Below are 16,759 nucleotides of genomic sequence, written 5' to 3'. Positions count from 1 at the left end.
GTGGTTTTAATTCATTAAATGTTTCAATAATATCGTAGATGATTTTGTTTTTGTGTATCACACGAGGCACATAAGGAAAACAGTAAAATTTATCTGATATTTTGGAGCTTCATGCATTGCAACAACCTGTTGCTAAGGCTCTATAAGCTTAACATGAAGAGTAATAAATGTAAAAAGTTTAATTAGTAAGTTTTTTAGAGTAGTATTAGACTTTATTTTAATTAATATTGCAATATTGATTCGTTTGTGTAATCTTAGTTTAAATGCACAGAGGTATTTTATAGATAGATTATATCAAATACCAATGTGATGAAGAGGGGAATTATATGGGTGTATAAAAATAGAATGGCTCATCGTATTTTTTCTCTAAATTTGACTTTTTTTTTTATATTGAAGTAAAAATAGTAAAATTAATTGTTATTTCATTATAATTTAATAAATTTAAGTTGGAATTACATTTAATATTTTTTTTTAAAGTTACTTAAGAGCGCGTTGAAAGGATTAACTTAATCATGTCGCATAAAAATGTTTATTCTGCTGTTTCAGTATTAGTTGGAGCCGCTGCCCTTTTTCTTATAGCTGGTATTTCTGCAAATGCGCAAACTTTATCACAAGGTTGGTACAAAGTTTGCAGTAAGCAGCATGATGTTGATATTTGTAATACAATGAATACTGTATTATCGAATACGGGACAACCTTTAACGGCTTTTAATCTTGTTGAAATAAAAGGGAAGCAAAATGAAAAACGTATAGGTATTCAAGTACCTACTGGGCGTTTTTTGCCAGAAGGTGTTCACATTAAAATCGGTGACGAGTTCTCTAAAAAAATTCCTTATATTATTTGTAATGGACCAAGTTGTATTGCTAATGATGTCTTAGATGATAAGCTTATAGCAGCTATGAAAAGTGGAACAAAAATGGTTGTAACCACAGTTAATTTTCGTGGTTCAGCTAATCCTATTGAATTTTCTCTTAATGGGTTTACAGCAGCCTATACCGGTCCTGGTATGGAGGAAAAAGATTTCCAACAAGAACAAATAAAGCTGCAGCAAGCCATTCAATCAAAGCAAAAAGAAATTGAAGAGCGTATGCGGGCTGAGCAAGAAAAAGCAAAACAAAAGTAATAAACCCACACTATAGAATTGGTTGAAACGTTTTCTATAATTGTTTATTTGAACCGCCACAGTTTTCTGTGGCGGTTTTTTTAATCCTTAATTTTTCGAAAGAATTCTGCGTTTCCACCAACCAATACGTTCAGTTTTGGAAGAATCATTAGGCGTTGATGAAATAACAACGGATTGATTAATTGTTTCTTCAATTTGGGAAGGAGAGGTTTCTACAACTTCCTCCATCTCGATTACAGTTTCTTGCTCTAATATTTTTTGTATTTGCGTCTCTTTAGAAGATGATTTTTTACGTGTTCCACGTGTTGATTTTTTACTCTTTTCAAGAGCTTTATCTTCTACCTCATGAATAGATTTGTCTGCTTTTTTTGTTTTAGCTTTACGCATCGAACTGGTTGTAGGTTTTTCTTCAAGAGATTTTTGTTCTGCAACATTTTGATCATTCTCTAAAGAAAGCTGATTTTCTACTACTTTTGAAGAACGTGTTTTACGTTTTTTAGGTTTAATACTTGTATCAATTTTTTCAGATTCACCCTGTTGTTGTATATCTAGAGCTTGTGTATTATTTGTTGTTTCTTCAAGTTCAAAAGATTTAGTAGGCGAAATACGACGTTTGCGATGCGCTGCTTTAATTTCTGCCAAAGCTTTCTTAGCAAAATCTCCCACTGGTTCTGCGTAAGGAACGCGAATCTGATGAAAACTATTATCTTGATTGCGTCGACCACCACGACGTCCTCGACGACGTCCTCGACGATAAGAATCATCATTCAAAGTATCTTCTTTTTTATGAACGTTGGAGAGAGAATGATCAGTAATTTCACCGTGACGATTTTTGCGCCTACGCTTTTGGTTTGTTTCAATGGGAGAAGGATTTTCAATAGATTCACTCTTTATGAAAACAGAATCTTCAATTTCTTGCTCATTGGCATCTTCCAATGAAGATCGAGAAATGCTCTCTGCTATTGAGCCTTTAGAAATAACAAGATGTTGCGTTCCAATACTATCATCTGCTTCAATACTAATATTAAGCTTAAAACGAGCTTCTAAATTAACAAGAATGTTGCGTTTATGATTTAATACATAAAGCGCTGTTGCTACGGGTGTGCGCACGATAATATTATATTGCGAATTATGAAGAAGATATTCTTCAATTGAGCGCATGACATGTAACGCAATGGATGATTCAGAACGTATATTTCCTGTTCCTGCGCAATGCGGGCAGGGCTGTGTTGTACTTTCTAAAACCGATATGCGAATACGTTGACGACTCATTTCTAAAAGGCCGAAGTGTGAAATATGACCTACTTGAATACGAGCACGATCGTTTTTTAAACAATCTTTTAATTTTTTTTCGACCAGCTTCACATTGCGTTCTTCAAGCATATCAATAAAATCAATCACAATTAAACCAGCAAGGTCACGCAAGCGTAATTGCCGCGCTACTTCTTCAGCAGCTTCAAGGTTAGTTTGTAAGGCTGTCTTTTCGACAGAGAATTCTTTCGTGGAGCGGCCAGAATTTACGTCAATAGCAACAAGTGCTTCTGTTTGATTAATAACAAGATAACCACCAGATTTTAAAGAAACTTGTGGTTGCAACATTTTATCAAGTTGAATTTCAATATTATTTCTTGCGAAAATGGGTGTAGGATCACGGTAAGGTTGCACAACTTTTGCATGACTTGGCATGAGCATACGCATAAAGTCTTTCGCTTCACGATATCCTTGGTCTCCAGAAACAAGAATTTCACTAATGTTCTTATTGTAAAGATCTCGTATAGAACGCTTGATGAGATTGCTTTCTTCATGGACAAGGCATGGCGCCGTTGACTCGAGTGTCAAAGTGCGAATAGTATCCCATAACCGCATAAGATATTCATAATCACGTTTAATTTCAGCTTTTGTTCTATTGGCACCAGCAGTTCGTAAGATAACGCCCATACCTTTTGGAACAGCTAATTCTTTTACGATTTCTTTAAGACGCTTACGGTCTTGTACGTTCGTAATTTTTCGTGAAATACCACCACCACGTGCTGTGTTGGGCATTAGAACAGAGTAACGACCTGCTAGAGATAAATATGTTGTAAGGGCAGCACCTTTATTACCACGCTCTTCTTTGATAACTTGTACCAACAAAATTTGACGTCGTTTAATGACTTCTTGAATTTTATACTGGCGCCCTTGTTTTCTTTGATAAATTGGGAGCTCTTCACGGATGTCCTCAGCACCGACCATTTCGATCTCATCATCAGAGATATCGGCATTTAATGCTTCTTCTGTATTATCAATTATTGTCGCTTCAGATGTGATGTCACTTTCAATATCGGCTGCAATGACATTGTTTTTTCCATTTTTTTTTGTTCTTCTGGAGCGTTTTTTATTTTTAGTTGCTTCTTCCGTAAAGGTATCTACAGAATTTTCTCCTATAGCTGCTTTTTCCTCTTCTTCAAGAAGAGCAAGTCGATCAGCAATAGGAATTTGATAATAATCAGGATGAATTTCAGAAAATGTTAAAAAACCATGTCGGTTTCCACCATATTCAACAAAAGCTGCTTGGAGAGACGGTTCTACACGCGTAATCCGTGCGAGATAAATATTCCCCTTGAGCTGTTTTCTATGTTCTGATTCAAAATCAAGTTCTTCAATTTTGTTGCCGTGAACAACAACAACACGAGTTTCCTCCGGATGGGAGGCATCTATAAGCATTTTGTTTGACATAAGTTAATATCCTGAAGGCGACATGCACAATTTTATTCAAACGAACGCTATAACTATTCGTAAACATAAAAGGCTGTCTGCCATAAAAGGGAGGTACCAGAAAAACAGGACGGAACACCACGTGCAGAGGCATGACTGCATTTACACCATTTCTCATCATTATTTCCATCTGTTTTTTATGACTCATATTTCTTAAAAGTCTCCGGTAAAATAATCTTTAAAACAGTTCGGATATCCGAACCAACGAATCTTAAGTAATGCAATCCTAATATTATAACATAGAAATTTTTCATCCATAAAAAAGTCTCAACGCATAATAGGCAAAAAACCTCTAAAGACAACTTAATATGAGTTACAGATAATTTAGATGACTATTATCAGCTAGGAAGCATAAATATTCTTTTATGTTGATATCATGCGTTTGGCAAGTAACAATGTAAATCATGTATAATTATAATATCTTTATGACCTTAATTTCGTTTTTGGGTGTTTATTTAGCTTTTATTGAAAAATAGAGAATAAATTGGTGTATCATTTTATATAACCAAGATAAATTATTACAAAGGTAATGTAGAGTATTTTGCTTATGATAAGAGTTTTTTTTACCAAAAAGCTGAAAACAGCTTATGGGGATGTTATTGTGCTCGTCACATACTTTTTATTATCTTTTTTTCTACTCCAAACCAGTGTTCAAGCCGCAGATCCTCTGAGACTTATTAATTTTCGAACCATTGGTGATAGTGTTCATACGCGTATTATTGCGGTTTTTAATTCAAAACCAAATGTTCGTTTACAGATTTTGGACAGGCCAGCACGTTTGGTTATCAATTTACCTACAATTGACTTTTCGATGCAAAATACGCCTTTAAAGAAACGGAATACATTATCCGTTATGCTTTCAGATGTACGTTATGCTTTCTCTGATATACAGACTTCACGCATTATTTTGACAAGTAAAACGGCTTTTGTGGTTGAAAAAAATGTCGTAAAAAAATTAAATAATGGTTTATGGCAGTTGCTGATTGATATTCGTAAAAGTACACAGGAAAAATTTGATGAGATATTAAAAAAACAGCAAAGAAGCAATTTTGATACACAAACACAGTTAATGCCAGCATATAATTTCCGTGTTGTTCTTGATCCTGGTCATGGTGGTATTGATGGTGGTGCACGGGGTGTTACTGGAATTTTAGAAAAAGATGTGACTTTAGACTTTGCGCGTGCATTGCGAGACGAATTACAAAAGGATTCTCATATTACCGTTGCTTTAACACGAGATTCCAATATTTTTTTAAGACTAAGTGAAAGAGTTAAAAAAGCGCAAGAGTTTGATGCTGATCTTTTTATATCTATTCACGCGGATACGATTGATTTACATTCTCTTCGCGGTGCTACAGTGTATACCATATCAGAAAAAGCCTCTGATGCCATTGCAAAATCTTTAGCTGAAAATGAAAATAAAGTTGATTTGCTTGATGGTTTGCCTGCAGATGAAACGCTCGAAGTTACAGATATTTTGATGGATCTTACACGACGTGAAACACATACATTTTCGGTTAATTTTGCAAATAGTGTTATTTCAAGTTTATCAAAGAATCATATTAACTTGATTAATAACCCACATCGGTATGCTAATTTTCAAGTTTTAAGAGCTTCAGATATACCCTCAGTCTTGATAGAGATAGGTTATTTATCCAATAAAGAGGATGAAAAGTTACTAAATGATCCTCATTGGAGAAAACAAATGGCAGCCTCTATTGCTCATTCTATTCGTCAATTTGCTGATTATAGGCAGAAAATGATACAGCCTCTTTAAATTTGTGAGAAAATAGAGTATCAATATGGGCTTCTAGTGTACCCTAGTATAAATAAAAGATAGAAAACAATTTCTCTTGATCTCAATCTTGTGGTGATATCCACTTGGTGTGTTTGAAGTAACGTATTTTTTCTTTAATTAATTCTTAAGAAAGCGATAGCCGTTTTTATGATAATTTTTTTAAGATATCTTCTTCGTTTTTTTATTGCTATTGGACTTTGTGGTGCAATAACGTGGGGTGTTATGACCAGTGGTCAAGCAAATGCACTCCCTGATTATGAAGTTCTTTCACTTTATGAGCCGCCGGTAATGACCCGCGTCCATGCTTCTGATGGCCGTCTTATGGCAGAGTTTGCAACAAAACATCGCCTCTATTTACCGATTCAATCAATACCAAAGCTTGTTATAAATGCTTTTATTTCGGCTGAAGACAAAAACTTTTATCATCATTTTGGTTTAGATCCTGAAGGACTTTCTCGAGCTTTGATCAATAATATTCGTAATATTGGTTCTGGAAGACGTCCAGAGGGTGCATCAACTATAACGCAACAAGTCGCTAAAAACTTCCTTTTAAGTTCAGAAACAACGTTAGAACGTAAATTTAAGGAAGCTATTTTAGCAATGCGTATTGAGAAAACTTATTCAAAAGATCATATTCTCGAACTTTATCTCAATGAAATTTATCTGGGTCGTGGCACTTATGGTATAGCAGCTGCTTCTTTGACTTATTTCAATAAATCCGTCAATGACCTGACGCTAGAACAATGTGCTTATTTGGCTGCTCTTCCAAAAGGACCAGCAAATTATGATCCATTTAAGAATACACAACGTGCTATTGATCGGCGTAATTGGGTTATAGACCGGATGATTGCAAATGGATATGTAACGCGTGAACAAGGTGAAAAAGCAAAAGCTAAACCTTTAGGAGCGACAATACGTGGGAGTGATAGCTATGTTTTTGCGGCTGATTATTTTACTGAAGAAGTGCGGCGTCGTTTAATACATCGCTATGGGGCTAAAACACTTTATGAAGGCGGGCTTTCCATTCGTACAACGCTTGATCCGCATTTACAACTTATTGCGCGACGTGCTTTGCACGATGGATTAATTAGATTTGATCATGCGCAAGGATGGCGTGGAGCTTATGCGCATATTGATGAGAAAAGTGATTGGGGGACAGAACTTGCAAATATCACAGGGCTAAGTGATGTTCCTGAATGGCGTTTAGCTGTTGTTCTTTCTACTAATCCCAACAAAGTAGAGATTGGTTTACAGCCACAGCGCGAAGCTTCAGGTATATTATCAAAAAAACGGGAAATTGCTGTTTTATCTGAAGCTGATTCAAAATGGGCACTCCATGTTGTAAAAGAAAATGGTTATCAAAAAACTGTTCAGAGCTTATCTCATGTTCTGCAAGTTGGGGATGTCATTTTTGTTGAAAAACTACCCAATACAAACAATACTTATCGTTTACAACAAATTCCAAAGGTTGAAGGTGCAATTGTTGCTATGGAACCTCATACAGGGCGCGTTCTTGCTATGGTGGGAGGATTTTCTTTTGCCGCATCTGAATTCAATCGTGCAACCCAAGCTTATCGCCAACCGGGGTCTGCTTTTAAGCCTTTTGTTTATGCAGCAGCTCTTGATAACGGATATACACCAGCATCCGTTGTTTTAGATGGCCCCATTGAAGTTCGTCAATATAATGGTGAAGTTTGGCAACCCAAAAATTATGGAGGTACCTTTGCAGGACCTTCAACGTTGCGTTATGGTATTGAGCGTTCTCGTAATCTTATGACAATACGGCTTGCCAATGATATGGGAATGCCTCTTGTCGCTGAATATGCAGAACGCTTTGGGATCGTAGATAAATTGCAGCCTTATCTTCCCATGGCTTTAGGGGCTGGCGAAACAACAGTATTACGAATGGTTACAGCTTATTCAGTTATTGCCAATGGGGGACGCTCTATTAAACCTTCTCTGATAGACAGAATTCAAGATCGTTATGGGAAGACAATTTATCGTCATGATGATCGTATTTGCGAAAATTGTAATACGCATTCATGGAATAATCAAAGTGAGCCCACATTGATTGATGAAAGAGATCAAGTTCTTGACCCTATGACGGCTTATCAGATTACATCGATGATGGAAGGGGTTGTTCAGCGTGGTACTGCGGCACGTTTACGTTATCTTAATCGACATATTGCTGCTAAAACAGGAACAACCAATGACTCTAAGGATGTCTGGTTTATGGGATTTACTCCTGATATTGTCGTTGGTATTTTTGTCGGTTATGATCAACCAGCTCCGTTAGGATATAATGGAACAGGAAGTTCATTAGCTGCGCCTATTTTTGGTGATTTTATGGCAGATGCTCTTAAAGGGAAGCCAGATGTTCCCTTTAAGATGCCAAAGGGCATGATTTTAATGCCAATTAATCGAAAAACAGGAATGCTTGCCGAAAGAGGAGATCAAGATGTTATTATAGAAGCATTTAAACCAGGGACTGGTCCTGCTGATATATATCAAGTTATTGGGAGTACAAATTCTTTTCAAGAAGGTGTTCCTGCAGTAACGACTTCTCCACAAGTCAACAAAGCACTTGAAAGTGGGACAGGTGGGCTGTATTAATCGAAAAAATCTCCTTTTGCCATGAGTCATGGTTTTTATCTCTTTTTTACAATGTCTGTTCTGTAAATAGAGTGATAGAATTGTACCATTTTCTGATAGCAGCTATTAAATTTGTATAAAATGCTAAGAGACACAACCAAAAAGAGTTTTTAAAAATACGGTGTTAAATTATGCGAGCAGAAATAGAAACATTAGTTGATGAAATCCAGAAAGCAATACAATTGCTAAGGGGGCATCTTTGACTGGGATCAATCACTAAAGCGTCTCGAATATCTTAATCAAAAAGCAGAAGATCCATCATTATGGGATGATGCACAACGAGCACAGGATATGATGCGTGAGCGTCAACGTCTTGATGATTCAATCAATGGTCTTTTATCATTTACAAAAACACTTGAAGAATGCATTGAGCTTATTGCGATGGGCGAAGAAGAAAGTGATGTTGAAATTATCGCTGATGCAGAAAGATCAATACGTAATCTTAAAAATGAGATAGATAAAAGGCAAATTGATGTACTTCTTTCAGGAGAAGCAGATCCGAATGATACCTATTTAGAAGTTCATGCTGGAGCAGGGGGAACAGAAAGCCAAGATTGGGCTTCTATGCTCTTACGTATGTATATGCGCTGGGCTGAACAGCATGAAATGAAGGTTGAAATTTTAGAAATTCATGATGGAGAAGAAGCAGGAATAAAGTCAGCGACTATTCTTGTAAAAGGGCATAATGCTTATGGAATGTTAAAAACAGAATCAGGCGTTCATCGTTTAGTGCGGATTTCTCCATTTGATTCGAATGCAAAGCGCCATACCTCTTTTGCAAGCATTTGGGTTTATCCAGTTATTGATGACAATATTGAAGTTGATGTTTCAGAGGCAGATGTGCGTATTGATACATATCGTGCATCGGGAGCAGGAGGACAACATGTTAACACGACAGATTCCGCTGTTCGCATCACGCATATAAAAACGGGTATTGTTGTTCAATGTCAAACAGAGCGCTCTCAACATAAAAATCGCGCTACGGCTTGGTCGATGTTGCGTGCACGGCTTTATGAAGAAGAGCTTAAAAAAAGAGAAGAAGAAAACAATGCTGCTGAATCTTCTAAAACAGAAATCGGATGGGGACATCAAATTAGATCTTATGTTCTTCAACCCTATCAGCTTGTCAAAGATTTGCGTACAGGAATTGAAAATACGGATCCACAATCCGTACTTAATGGTAATTTAGATGCATTTATAGAGGCAGCACTCGCACGGCGCATTTATAGACAAGACAAAAAAATTGAGGATATTCGTTAATTATATATCCTTCCTTCAAGCCATGTAGATTTTTTCTTAAGCTGTTCGTTTTATTGATGTTGTGATGTTACGATAGTCCTTGATACTTTAAAGGTTTAAAGAGGGATTTTCTTGTTTCTTTCTTCATTTTTTTTCTTACACGCCAATTCTGCTTATGATATTGCAAGTGATAGGAAGAATCTGAAATAAGGAAAATTTGCGATATTCGGGGGACTAATATAAATGTAAAACAATTCATTATCCTTATAAATCAATATATTGTAAAAATTGAATCCGTTGAAAAACTAAAATCAATTAAGGAGGATAACTTTTGCTTTTTAAGGCAAATCAAACACTCAATTTACAAGTTACCATTATGATATAAAAGTGTTGCAGTAGCTAAAACATTTTCAGCATGCCCAGATACGCTTACTTTACGCCATTCTTCTGCTATTATTCCATTTGCATCAATTAAAAAAGTGCTCCGTTCAACTCCCATATATTTGCGTCCATACATGCTTTTCTCAACCCAAACACCATAAGCTTCGAGGGTTGTTTTTTCTTCATCAGAAACCAAGATGACATCAAGTTCATGTTTTACTTTAAATTTATCATGTTTTTTTACATTATCTGGAGAGATTCCAATAACAGAAACACCGATTTCATCAAATTTCATCTTTAATTTTGTGAAATCAAGTGCTTCGCTTGTGCAACCACTGGTGTCATCTTTTGGATAAAAATATAAAACAACAGACTTTCCTTTAAAGTCAGAAAGACATACCATCTCTCCTCCATCGCGCGGCAAATTAAAATCAGGAGCAAGAGCACCTTTCATTGGTCTTGTCATTATTTTCATCTTTCTTTCTTGTGTAACAGGTATAAGATATCAGAGTACACAGAAGAAAAGAACTATTCAACTCTCTAGAATATTATTGTTTTGAAGAGACCTTTATTTCCTAACAAAACTCGCCCTATCACAACAATTGAATTGAAAGAACAAGGTCGACAACATAAACAAAACAGCAAAAGATTATACTGGTTTCATCACAACATGTTTTTTCTTACCAAAAGAAAGTTTAACGGTTCCTTCTGCACTGACATCCCCTTCAATAATAAGATGTGTTTCATCCTCAATAATTTGATCATTTACACGGACCCCCCCACCTTGAACGTGTCGGCGTGCCTCACTATTAGATCTAGCGAGTCCTGCTTGTACTAAAAGAGTGAGCAATCCAACACCTTTTTTTAATTCTGAGGCATTAATTTCAACAGTTGGAAGATTTTCTCCTAGAGTTTTTTCTTCAAACGTCTTGCGAGCTGTTTCTGCTGCTGCATCAGCAAGAACACGTCCATGCAACATTGCTGTAATTTCTGTTGCAAGAATTTTTTTTGCTTCGTTAATTTCTGTCCCTTGTAATAGAGAAAGTTTAAGAATCTCATCCATTGGCAATGGAGTATAGAGCTTTAGAAATCGTGTTACATCAGCATCTTCTGTATTGCGCCAGTATTGCCAAAATTGATAAGGTGAAAGCTTATCCGCATTCAGCCATACAGCCCCATTCAATGATTTACCCATTTTGGCACCGGAAGAGGTTGTCAGCAATGGTGATGTTAACGCATATAATTGCGGTGTTCCTAAACGATGCCCTAATTCGATTCCGTTAATAATGTTGCCCCACTGATCAGAGCCCCCCATTTGCATACGCAATCCATAACGTTTATAAAGTTCAACAAAATCATAAGCTTGCAGAATCATATAATTAAACTCTAAGAATGACAAAGAGTGCTCACGCTCAAGTCTGAGTCTAACGGAATCAAATGACAACATACGATTGACAGAAAAATGTTTTCCTACATCACGCAAAAATTCTAAGTAGTTTAAATTGCATAACCATTCCGCGTTATTCACAATACAAGCATCGGTTTCTCGGTCACCGAATGTCAAATAGTTAGCAAATACCTTTTTAATACCATCAATATTTTCAGCAATATCATTTTGTGTCAGAAGGCGTCGCGCTTCATCTTTGAAAGAAGGATCACCAATCAATCCAGTTCCTCCACCCATTAAAGCAATGGGGCGATGACCTGTTTTTTGTAACCAATAAAGCATCATAATCTGAAGAAGACTTCCAGCATGTAAACTCGATGCTGTTGGGTCAAATCCAGTATAAGCGCTTACAGTTTCTTTTGAAAAAAGATCATCTAAGCCTTTTTCATCTGAAATTTGGTGGATAAAACCACGTTCGCTCATAATGTGTAAAAAATCAGATTTAAAGGCAAACACAGATTTAATTTCCTAATTTAAGAGTGCATTATTTTATAGAATAGGCGATTATATAATGAGTTATTAATGCGTTATCTATCATAACTGACACACACCTCACAAGAGAAAGAGACATATTGGTAACATAAAGATAATAATACAGGTATTATTTCCTTTTTACGCTAAAAAAGAGACTTATCAGTGATAGAAAACAGGTATGCTGTTATTCTCATTTCTATCCTGAAATAAAATTTAGAAAAATTTTAAATGCAAACGGAAAAAATTACTTTGTTATGATCAGAAACGACTTTTGCTAATTTTTTATAAATCTATCGTATTTTCCTAAGTTAGTGAAAGTATTTCAGGAGGAGGAGCGAGAAGTTCATTGGAGATATGGTTATCCAAATAGTGGGCACATCGCTCAATAAGTTCTTCATGACATCCACTGAAAAAGTGATTAGCCTCTTCTAATATTTCTTGTGTGATGATGATACCTTTTTGTGTTTTTAATTTATCGACAAGTATTTGAACATCTTTTGGAGGGGAAACTTTATCGATACCGCCATGAATGATAAGCCCAGAGGAGGGACAAGGTGCAAGAAATGAAAAGTCATAAACATTAGGCTGAGGGGCAACTGAGATAAATCCCTCAATTTCCGGTCGGCGCATTAAAAGCTGCATACCAATCCATGCTCCAAATGAATATCCTGCTACCCAACAATTTTTAGAGTCTGGATGTTGTGTTTGCACCCAATCGAGAGCAGCAGCAGCATCTGAAAGTTCTCCTATTCCATAATCAAATTCACCCTGACTACGACCAATACCACGAAAGTTAAAACGTAAAGTTGTAAAGCCACGTTGTTGGAACATATAAAAGAGGTCATAGACAATTTTATGATTCATAGTTCCACCAAATTGGGGATGAGGATGCAAAATAATCGCAATGGGTGCATTTTTTTGTTGTGAAGGTTGATAACGTCCTTCGAGCCGACCCGCAGGACCGTTAAAAATAATTTCTGGCATAAAATGCTCCTTAAATGCAATAAAAGGCTTTCATTGATCTTGGTCGACTTTTACCATAGAATCTCTTAAATAATTATTAGATATTCTTTTTTTAGTGCACTTTTCAAGAAAATTGCGCTATTTTTTTAATCAATTCATAAGATTAATGATTGCGATGTAAAATGGTTATAAAACGCCGATATTTTGATCATAACGCAACAACACCACTCAAAAAAGTGGCACGAATAGCGTTACTGGAATCTTTAGAAATATTTGGTAATCCATCATCTGTTCATAAGGAAGGGCGTGCGGCTAAAACTTTGTTGCAAAAGGCTCGTCGGCAAATCGCTGAAAATCTTAAAACAGATCCAGATCACGTGGTATTTACCTCTGGTGCGAGTGAAGCCGCAATGACTTTGTTAACACCCTTTTACAATATGGGGAATGCAAAAGTTAAATTTTCTCGTCTTTACCTTGGAGCGACTGAACATCCCTCTGTGGCAGAGGGAGGACGTTTTTCTAAAGAGTTGATAAGCGTCATTGCTGTTGATCAAGATGGGCTCATACAACAAGATAAATTAACATCACTCTTAACGGTTCATGATAAAACAAAAGGTTTACCTCTTGTTGCTATTCAAGCTGCAAATAGTGAAACGGGTGTTATTCAACCATTAACAGAAATCGCCGCTATTGTTCGGGATTTAGGAGGCACTCTTATTGTTGATTTGACACAATATGTAGATAAAAATTTTGTGGATATTAATCAGCTAGGAGGAGACTTTTTTATATTGTCTGCACATAAAGTTGGCGGTCCGAAAGGAATCGGTGCTTTTGTTTCATGTGGTAATCTTCTCATGCCACACCCTCTTATTACTGGGGGAGGACAAGAAAAAGGTCTCCGTGGAGGAACAGAAGCATTGCCCCTTATTGCTGCTTTTGGGGCAGCAATAACTGATTGCTTCACACAGGAGGAAATAAAACAGTTAATATATTTACGCAATAAATTAGAAGATGGACTACAAAGAATAAGTAAAAATGTTGAAATTTTTGGCAAAAGAGTTCAACGTTTGCCAAATACAACTTACTTTACCGTGAAAAATATAAAAGCTGAAACGATGCAAATTGCTTTTGATTTAGAAGGGTTTTCTTTATCATCCGGCTCTGCTTGTTCTTCGGGAAAAGTAAAACAAAGCAAAGTGTTGGAGGCAATGGGGTATCATGTTCCAAATGGTGCCATTCGCATTTCGCTAGGGCGTGGCACAACTTCTGAAGATATTGATGATTTTCTGTCGTTTTTTTCTCAAATTATAAGCAGGAAAAAAGGGGAAGGTTTATCATCAGAAAGTTATAAAAATTAGAATTATTTTAAAAATAAAATAAGTTTGATTGAAATTTTTGCACTTTACCTATAGCCTAGAGATAACTTGCTTACTTTAATCTTGTAAAAAACAAGACTTTAGTTACCGGTTTTTGACGCCAAAAAATGGAGAAAATTTATGCCGGCAATACAAGAAACGATACGCCAAGTACGTGAAATAGATGTTGACCAATATAAATATGGTTTTGAAACCAATATTGAAACCGATAAAGCTCCAAAAGGCTTAAATGAGGATATTATCAAATTTATTTCCGCTAAAAAACATGAGCCTGAATGGATGCTAACATGGCGCTTAAAGGCTTACCGACGTTGGCTGACAATGCAAGAGCCTCATTGGGCGCGTCTTGAATATCCTAGAATTGATTTTCAGGAGCTTTATTATTATGCTGCTCCAAAAAATCATACAGGACCAAAATCTTTGGATGAAGTGGATCCTGAGTTATTAGCAACGTACGAGAAACTTGGCATTCCCCTTAAAGAACAAGAGATTTTGGCAGGAGTAAGAAAACAGTCTGATCCCTCCACTTTTGATGACAGTATGTCTGTATCGGGGCAGGTGGCTGTTGATGCAGTCTTTGATTCTGTTTCTGTTGTAACAACATTCAAAAAAGAGTTGGCACGCGCCGGTGTGATTTTTTGTTCTATTTCAGAGGCGATTATTGAACATTCTGAGCTTATTAAAGAATATTTAGGAACAGTTGTACCTATAAGTGATAATTATTATGCGGCCTTAAATGCAGCTGTCTTTACAGATGGTTCATTTGTTTATATTCCCAAAGGGGTTCGTTGTCCTATGGAGCTTTCAACTTATTTTAGGATTAATGAACGCAACACTGGCCAATTTGAACGAACATTGATTATCGCCGCTGAAGATTCCTATGTTTCTTATCTTGAAGGGTGTACAGCACCCCAACGTGATGAAAACCAACTTCATGCTGCTGTTGTTGAGCTTATTGCCCTTGAAAATGCAGAGATTAAATATTCTACAGTACAAAATTGGTATCCTGGCGATAGAGATGGAAAGGGTGGTATTTATAATTTTGTGACGAAGCGTGGAGATTGTCGAGGTGATAGCTCTAAAATTTCATGGACACAAGTTGAGACTGGTTCTGCGATTACTTGGAAATATCCATCCTGCTTACTCCGTGGTGATAATGCGCGTGGAGAATTTTATTCTATTGCCGTTGCAAACGGTCATCAACAAATTGATTCCGGTACAAAAATGATTCATTTGGGAAAAAATACTTCCAGTCGCATTATTTCCAAAGGTATTTCTGCAGGTTTTTCAAATAACACGTATCGAGGACAAGTCACAGCTCATCGAAAAGCACAAAATGCGCGTAACTTTACGCAATGTGATAGTTTGTTAATCGGGAATGATTGTGGTGCACATACAGTTCCTTATATTGAAGCAAAAAATGCAACAGCTCAGTTTGAACATGAAGCCACAACATCAAAAATTTCTGATGACCAACTTTTTTATGTTATGCAGAGAGGAATTCCCGAAGAAGAAGCTATCGCATTAATTGTAAATGGTTTTGTAAAAGAGGTCATTCAAAAACTTCCCATGGAATTTGCTGTCGAAGCACAAAAGCTTATTGGTATTAGCCTTGAAGGTAGTGTTGGATAATTTTATTTAATTAGATAAATAGAAGACTTTATGTAAAAAGGCTGTAACAGTAGCATATAATGCTAAAAATGACCTCTATGCTAATTACAAAAGTAGATGGATGCTAAGGCAAAATAATCCGCATCTGTATCTGAAAAAACAGCCAAAACAGGATTAAATTATGTTAGAGATAAAAAATTTGCACGCCCGTATTGCTGAGACCGATACAAAAGTTATTCGTGGTTTAAACTTGACAGTTCAAGATGGAGAAGTTGCCGCTATCATGGGACAAAATGGAGCCGGAAAATCAACTTTGTCTTATTTACTTGCTGGTCGTGATGATTATGAAATAACAGAAGGAGATATTCTCTATAATGGGCAATCACTTTTAGAAATGGATCCAGCAGAACGTGCTGCATATGGTGTTTTTCTTGCATTTCAATATCCAATGGAAATACCAGGAGTAGCAACAATGGAATTTTTAAAAGTTGCGATGAACTCTCAACGCAAAGCACGAGGTCACGAAGAACTTAAAATTCCTGAATTTATAAAATATGTTAAAGAAGTTTCAGCCAAACTTGAAATAGATATGGATATGCTAAAGCGTCCATTAAATGTAGGTTTTTCAGGTGGAGAAAAAAAACGCGCTGAAATTTTACAAATGGCACTTCTTGAACCTAAACTTTGCATTTTAGATGAAACGGATTCTGGTTTAGATATTGATGCACTAAAAATTGTTGCAGATGGTGTTAACAAACTTCGGGATTCAAAACGTTCATTTCTGGTGATTACCCATTATCAACGGCTACTTAATTATATTATTCCTGATACGGTACATGTTCTTTATAAAGGACAAATTATCAAAAGCGGTGATAAATCCTTAGCGCTTTATTTAGAGGAAAATGGGTATGCTGATCTTATCAGGGAAGCGGTTTGAGGT

General features: G+C 36.3%; 11 protein-coding genes. 7 read left to right on the top strand and 4 right to left on the bottom strand.

The genetic code is table 11. The features are described 5' to 3' along the window. The first annotated feature begins 512 nt into the window (after positions 1-512). Positions 513-1,124: an invasion associated locus B family protein gene (locus ACFILH_RS01325; protein ID WP_273791265.1), complete on the top strand. Its 612-nt coding sequence runs from the start codon at positions 513-515 to the stop codon at positions 1,122-1,124. Positions 1,125-1,211: 87 nt separating this feature from the next. On the opposite strand, the gene ACFILH_RS01320 is transcribed toward ACFILH_RS01325, so the two are convergent. After that, positions 1,212-3,839 (bottom strand): Rne/Rng family ribonuclease, encoded by a 2,628-nt coding sequence (locus ACFILH_RS01320; protein ID WP_375631149.1) that lies wholly within the window; start codon positions 3,837-3,839, stop codon positions 1,212-1,214. A 586-nt stretch (positions 3,840-4,425) separates the two neighbouring features. Here ACFILH_RS01320 and ACFILH_RS01315 point away from each other — a divergent pair. From ACFILH_RS01315 to prfB, 3 genes are all read left to right on the top strand, one after another. After that, a complete protein-coding gene (locus ACFILH_RS01315) occupies positions 4,426-5,655 on the top strand; it encodes an N-acetylmuramoyl-L-alanine amidase (RefSeq protein WP_375663068.1) in 1,230 nt (409 codons plus the stop codon). Between the two features lie 168 nt (positions 5,656-5,823). Beyond that, positions 5,824-8,289, top strand: a complete 2,466-nt coding sequence (locus ACFILH_RS01310) for a penicillin-binding protein 1A (protein WP_375631148.1) — start codon at positions 5,824-5,826, stop codon at positions 8,287-8,289. Between the two features lie 170 nt (positions 8,290-8,459). Next, positions 8,460-9,588, top strand: a protein-coding gene (gene prfB / locus ACFILH_RS01305; RefSeq protein ID WP_375660003.1) for a peptide chain release factor 2 whose coding sequence is annotated in 2 segments (ribosomal slippage) — positions 8,460-8,528 and positions 8,530-9,588 — 1,128 coding nt in all. Because the reading frame shifts where the segments join, the coding sequence is not laid out codon by codon here. Between the two features lie 340 nt (positions 9,589-9,928). On the opposite strand, the gene ACFILH_RS01300 is transcribed toward prfB, so the two are convergent. The 3 genes from ACFILH_RS01300 to ACFILH_RS01290 form a co-directional block, all read right to left on the bottom strand. Beyond that, entirely contained in the window at positions 9,929-10,414 is a 486-nt protein-coding gene (locus ACFILH_RS01300; protein ID WP_273791260.1) for a peroxiredoxin, read from the bottom strand. 183 nt (positions 10,415-10,597) lie between these two features. Next, positions 10,598-11,851 (bottom strand): tyrosine--tRNA ligase, encoded by a 1,254-nt coding sequence (gene tyrS, locus ACFILH_RS01295; protein WP_375631146.1) that lies wholly within the window; start codon positions 11,849-11,851, stop codon positions 10,598-10,600. A 321-nt stretch (positions 11,852-12,172) separates the two neighbouring features. Further along, complete coding sequence (locus ACFILH_RS01290) at positions 12,173-12,853, bottom strand: alpha/beta hydrolase (protein WP_273791258.1); 681 nt, start codon at positions 12,851-12,853, stop codon at positions 12,173-12,175. A 161-nt stretch (positions 12,854-13,014) separates the two neighbouring features. Between ACFILH_RS01290 and ACFILH_RS01285 the strand changes: the two genes are divergently transcribed. The 3 genes from ACFILH_RS01285 to sufC all read left to right on the top strand — a co-directional run bounded on the left by ACFILH_RS01285 (position 13,015) and on the right by sufC (position 16,756). After that, positions 13,015-14,190 (top strand): cysteine desulfurase family protein, encoded by a 1,176-nt coding sequence (locus ACFILH_RS01285; protein WP_375657773.1) that lies wholly within the window; start codon positions 13,015-13,017, stop codon positions 14,188-14,190. Positions 14,191-14,328: 138 nt separating this feature from the next. Then, positions 14,329-15,840, top strand: coding sequence for a Fe-S cluster assembly protein SufB (gene sufB, locus ACFILH_RS01280; RefSeq protein ID WP_375657774.1), 1,512 nt, complete (start codon positions 14,329-14,331; stop codon positions 15,838-15,840). A gap of 160 nt (positions 15,841-16,000) precedes the next feature. Next, on the top strand, positions 16,001-16,756 hold the full coding sequence (sufC, locus tag ACFILH_RS01275) for a Fe-S cluster assembly ATPase SufC (protein WP_273791255.1): 756 nt from the start codon (positions 16,001-16,003) through the stop codon (positions 16,754-16,756). Positions 16,757-16,759: the final 3 nt, after the last annotated feature.

The sequence above is a fragment of the Bartonella sp. CL435QHHD genome (assembly GCF_042195095.1).
In the GTDB taxonomy this organism is placed as follows: Bacteria; Pseudomonadota; Alphaproteobacteria; order Rhizobiales; family Rhizobiaceae; genus Bartonella.
Note: the sequence above shows the minus strand (reverse complement) of the source record. Positions and strands in the feature narration are given on the sequence as shown.

Coding starts and splice junctions, on each gene's coding strand:
- ACFILH_RS01325 (WP_273791265.1), top strand. CDS start 513: ATGTCGCATAAAAATGTTTATTCTGCTGTTTCAGTATTAGTTGGAGCC.
- ACFILH_RS01320 (WP_375631149.1), bottom strand. CDS start 3,839: ATGTCAAACAAAATGCTTATAGATGCCTCCCATCCGGAGGAAACTCGT.
- ACFILH_RS01315 (WP_375663068.1), top strand. CDS start 4,426: ATGATAAGAGTTTTTTTTACCAAAAAGCTGAAAACAGCTTATGGGGAT.
- ACFILH_RS01310 (WP_375631148.1), top strand. CDS start 5,824: ATGATAATTTTTTTAAGATATCTTCTTCGTTTTTTTATTGCTATTGGA.
- ACFILH_RS01300 (WP_273791260.1), bottom strand. CDS start 10,414: ATGACAAGACCAATGAAAGGTGCTCTTGCTCCTGATTTTAATTTGCCG.
- ACFILH_RS01290 (WP_273791258.1), bottom strand. CDS start 12,853: ATGCCAGAAATTATTTTTAACGGTCCTGCGGGTCGGCTCGAAGGACGT.
- ACFILH_RS01285 (WP_375657773.1), top strand. CDS start 13,015: ATGGTTATAAAACGCCGATATTTTGATCATAACGCAACAACACCACTC.
- sufB (WP_375657774.1), top strand. CDS start 14,329: ATGCCGGCAATACAAGAAACGATACGCCAAGTACGTGAAATAGATGTT.
- sufC (WP_273791255.1), top strand. CDS start 16,001: ATGTTAGAGATAAAAAATTTGCACGCCCGTATTGCTGAGACCGATACA.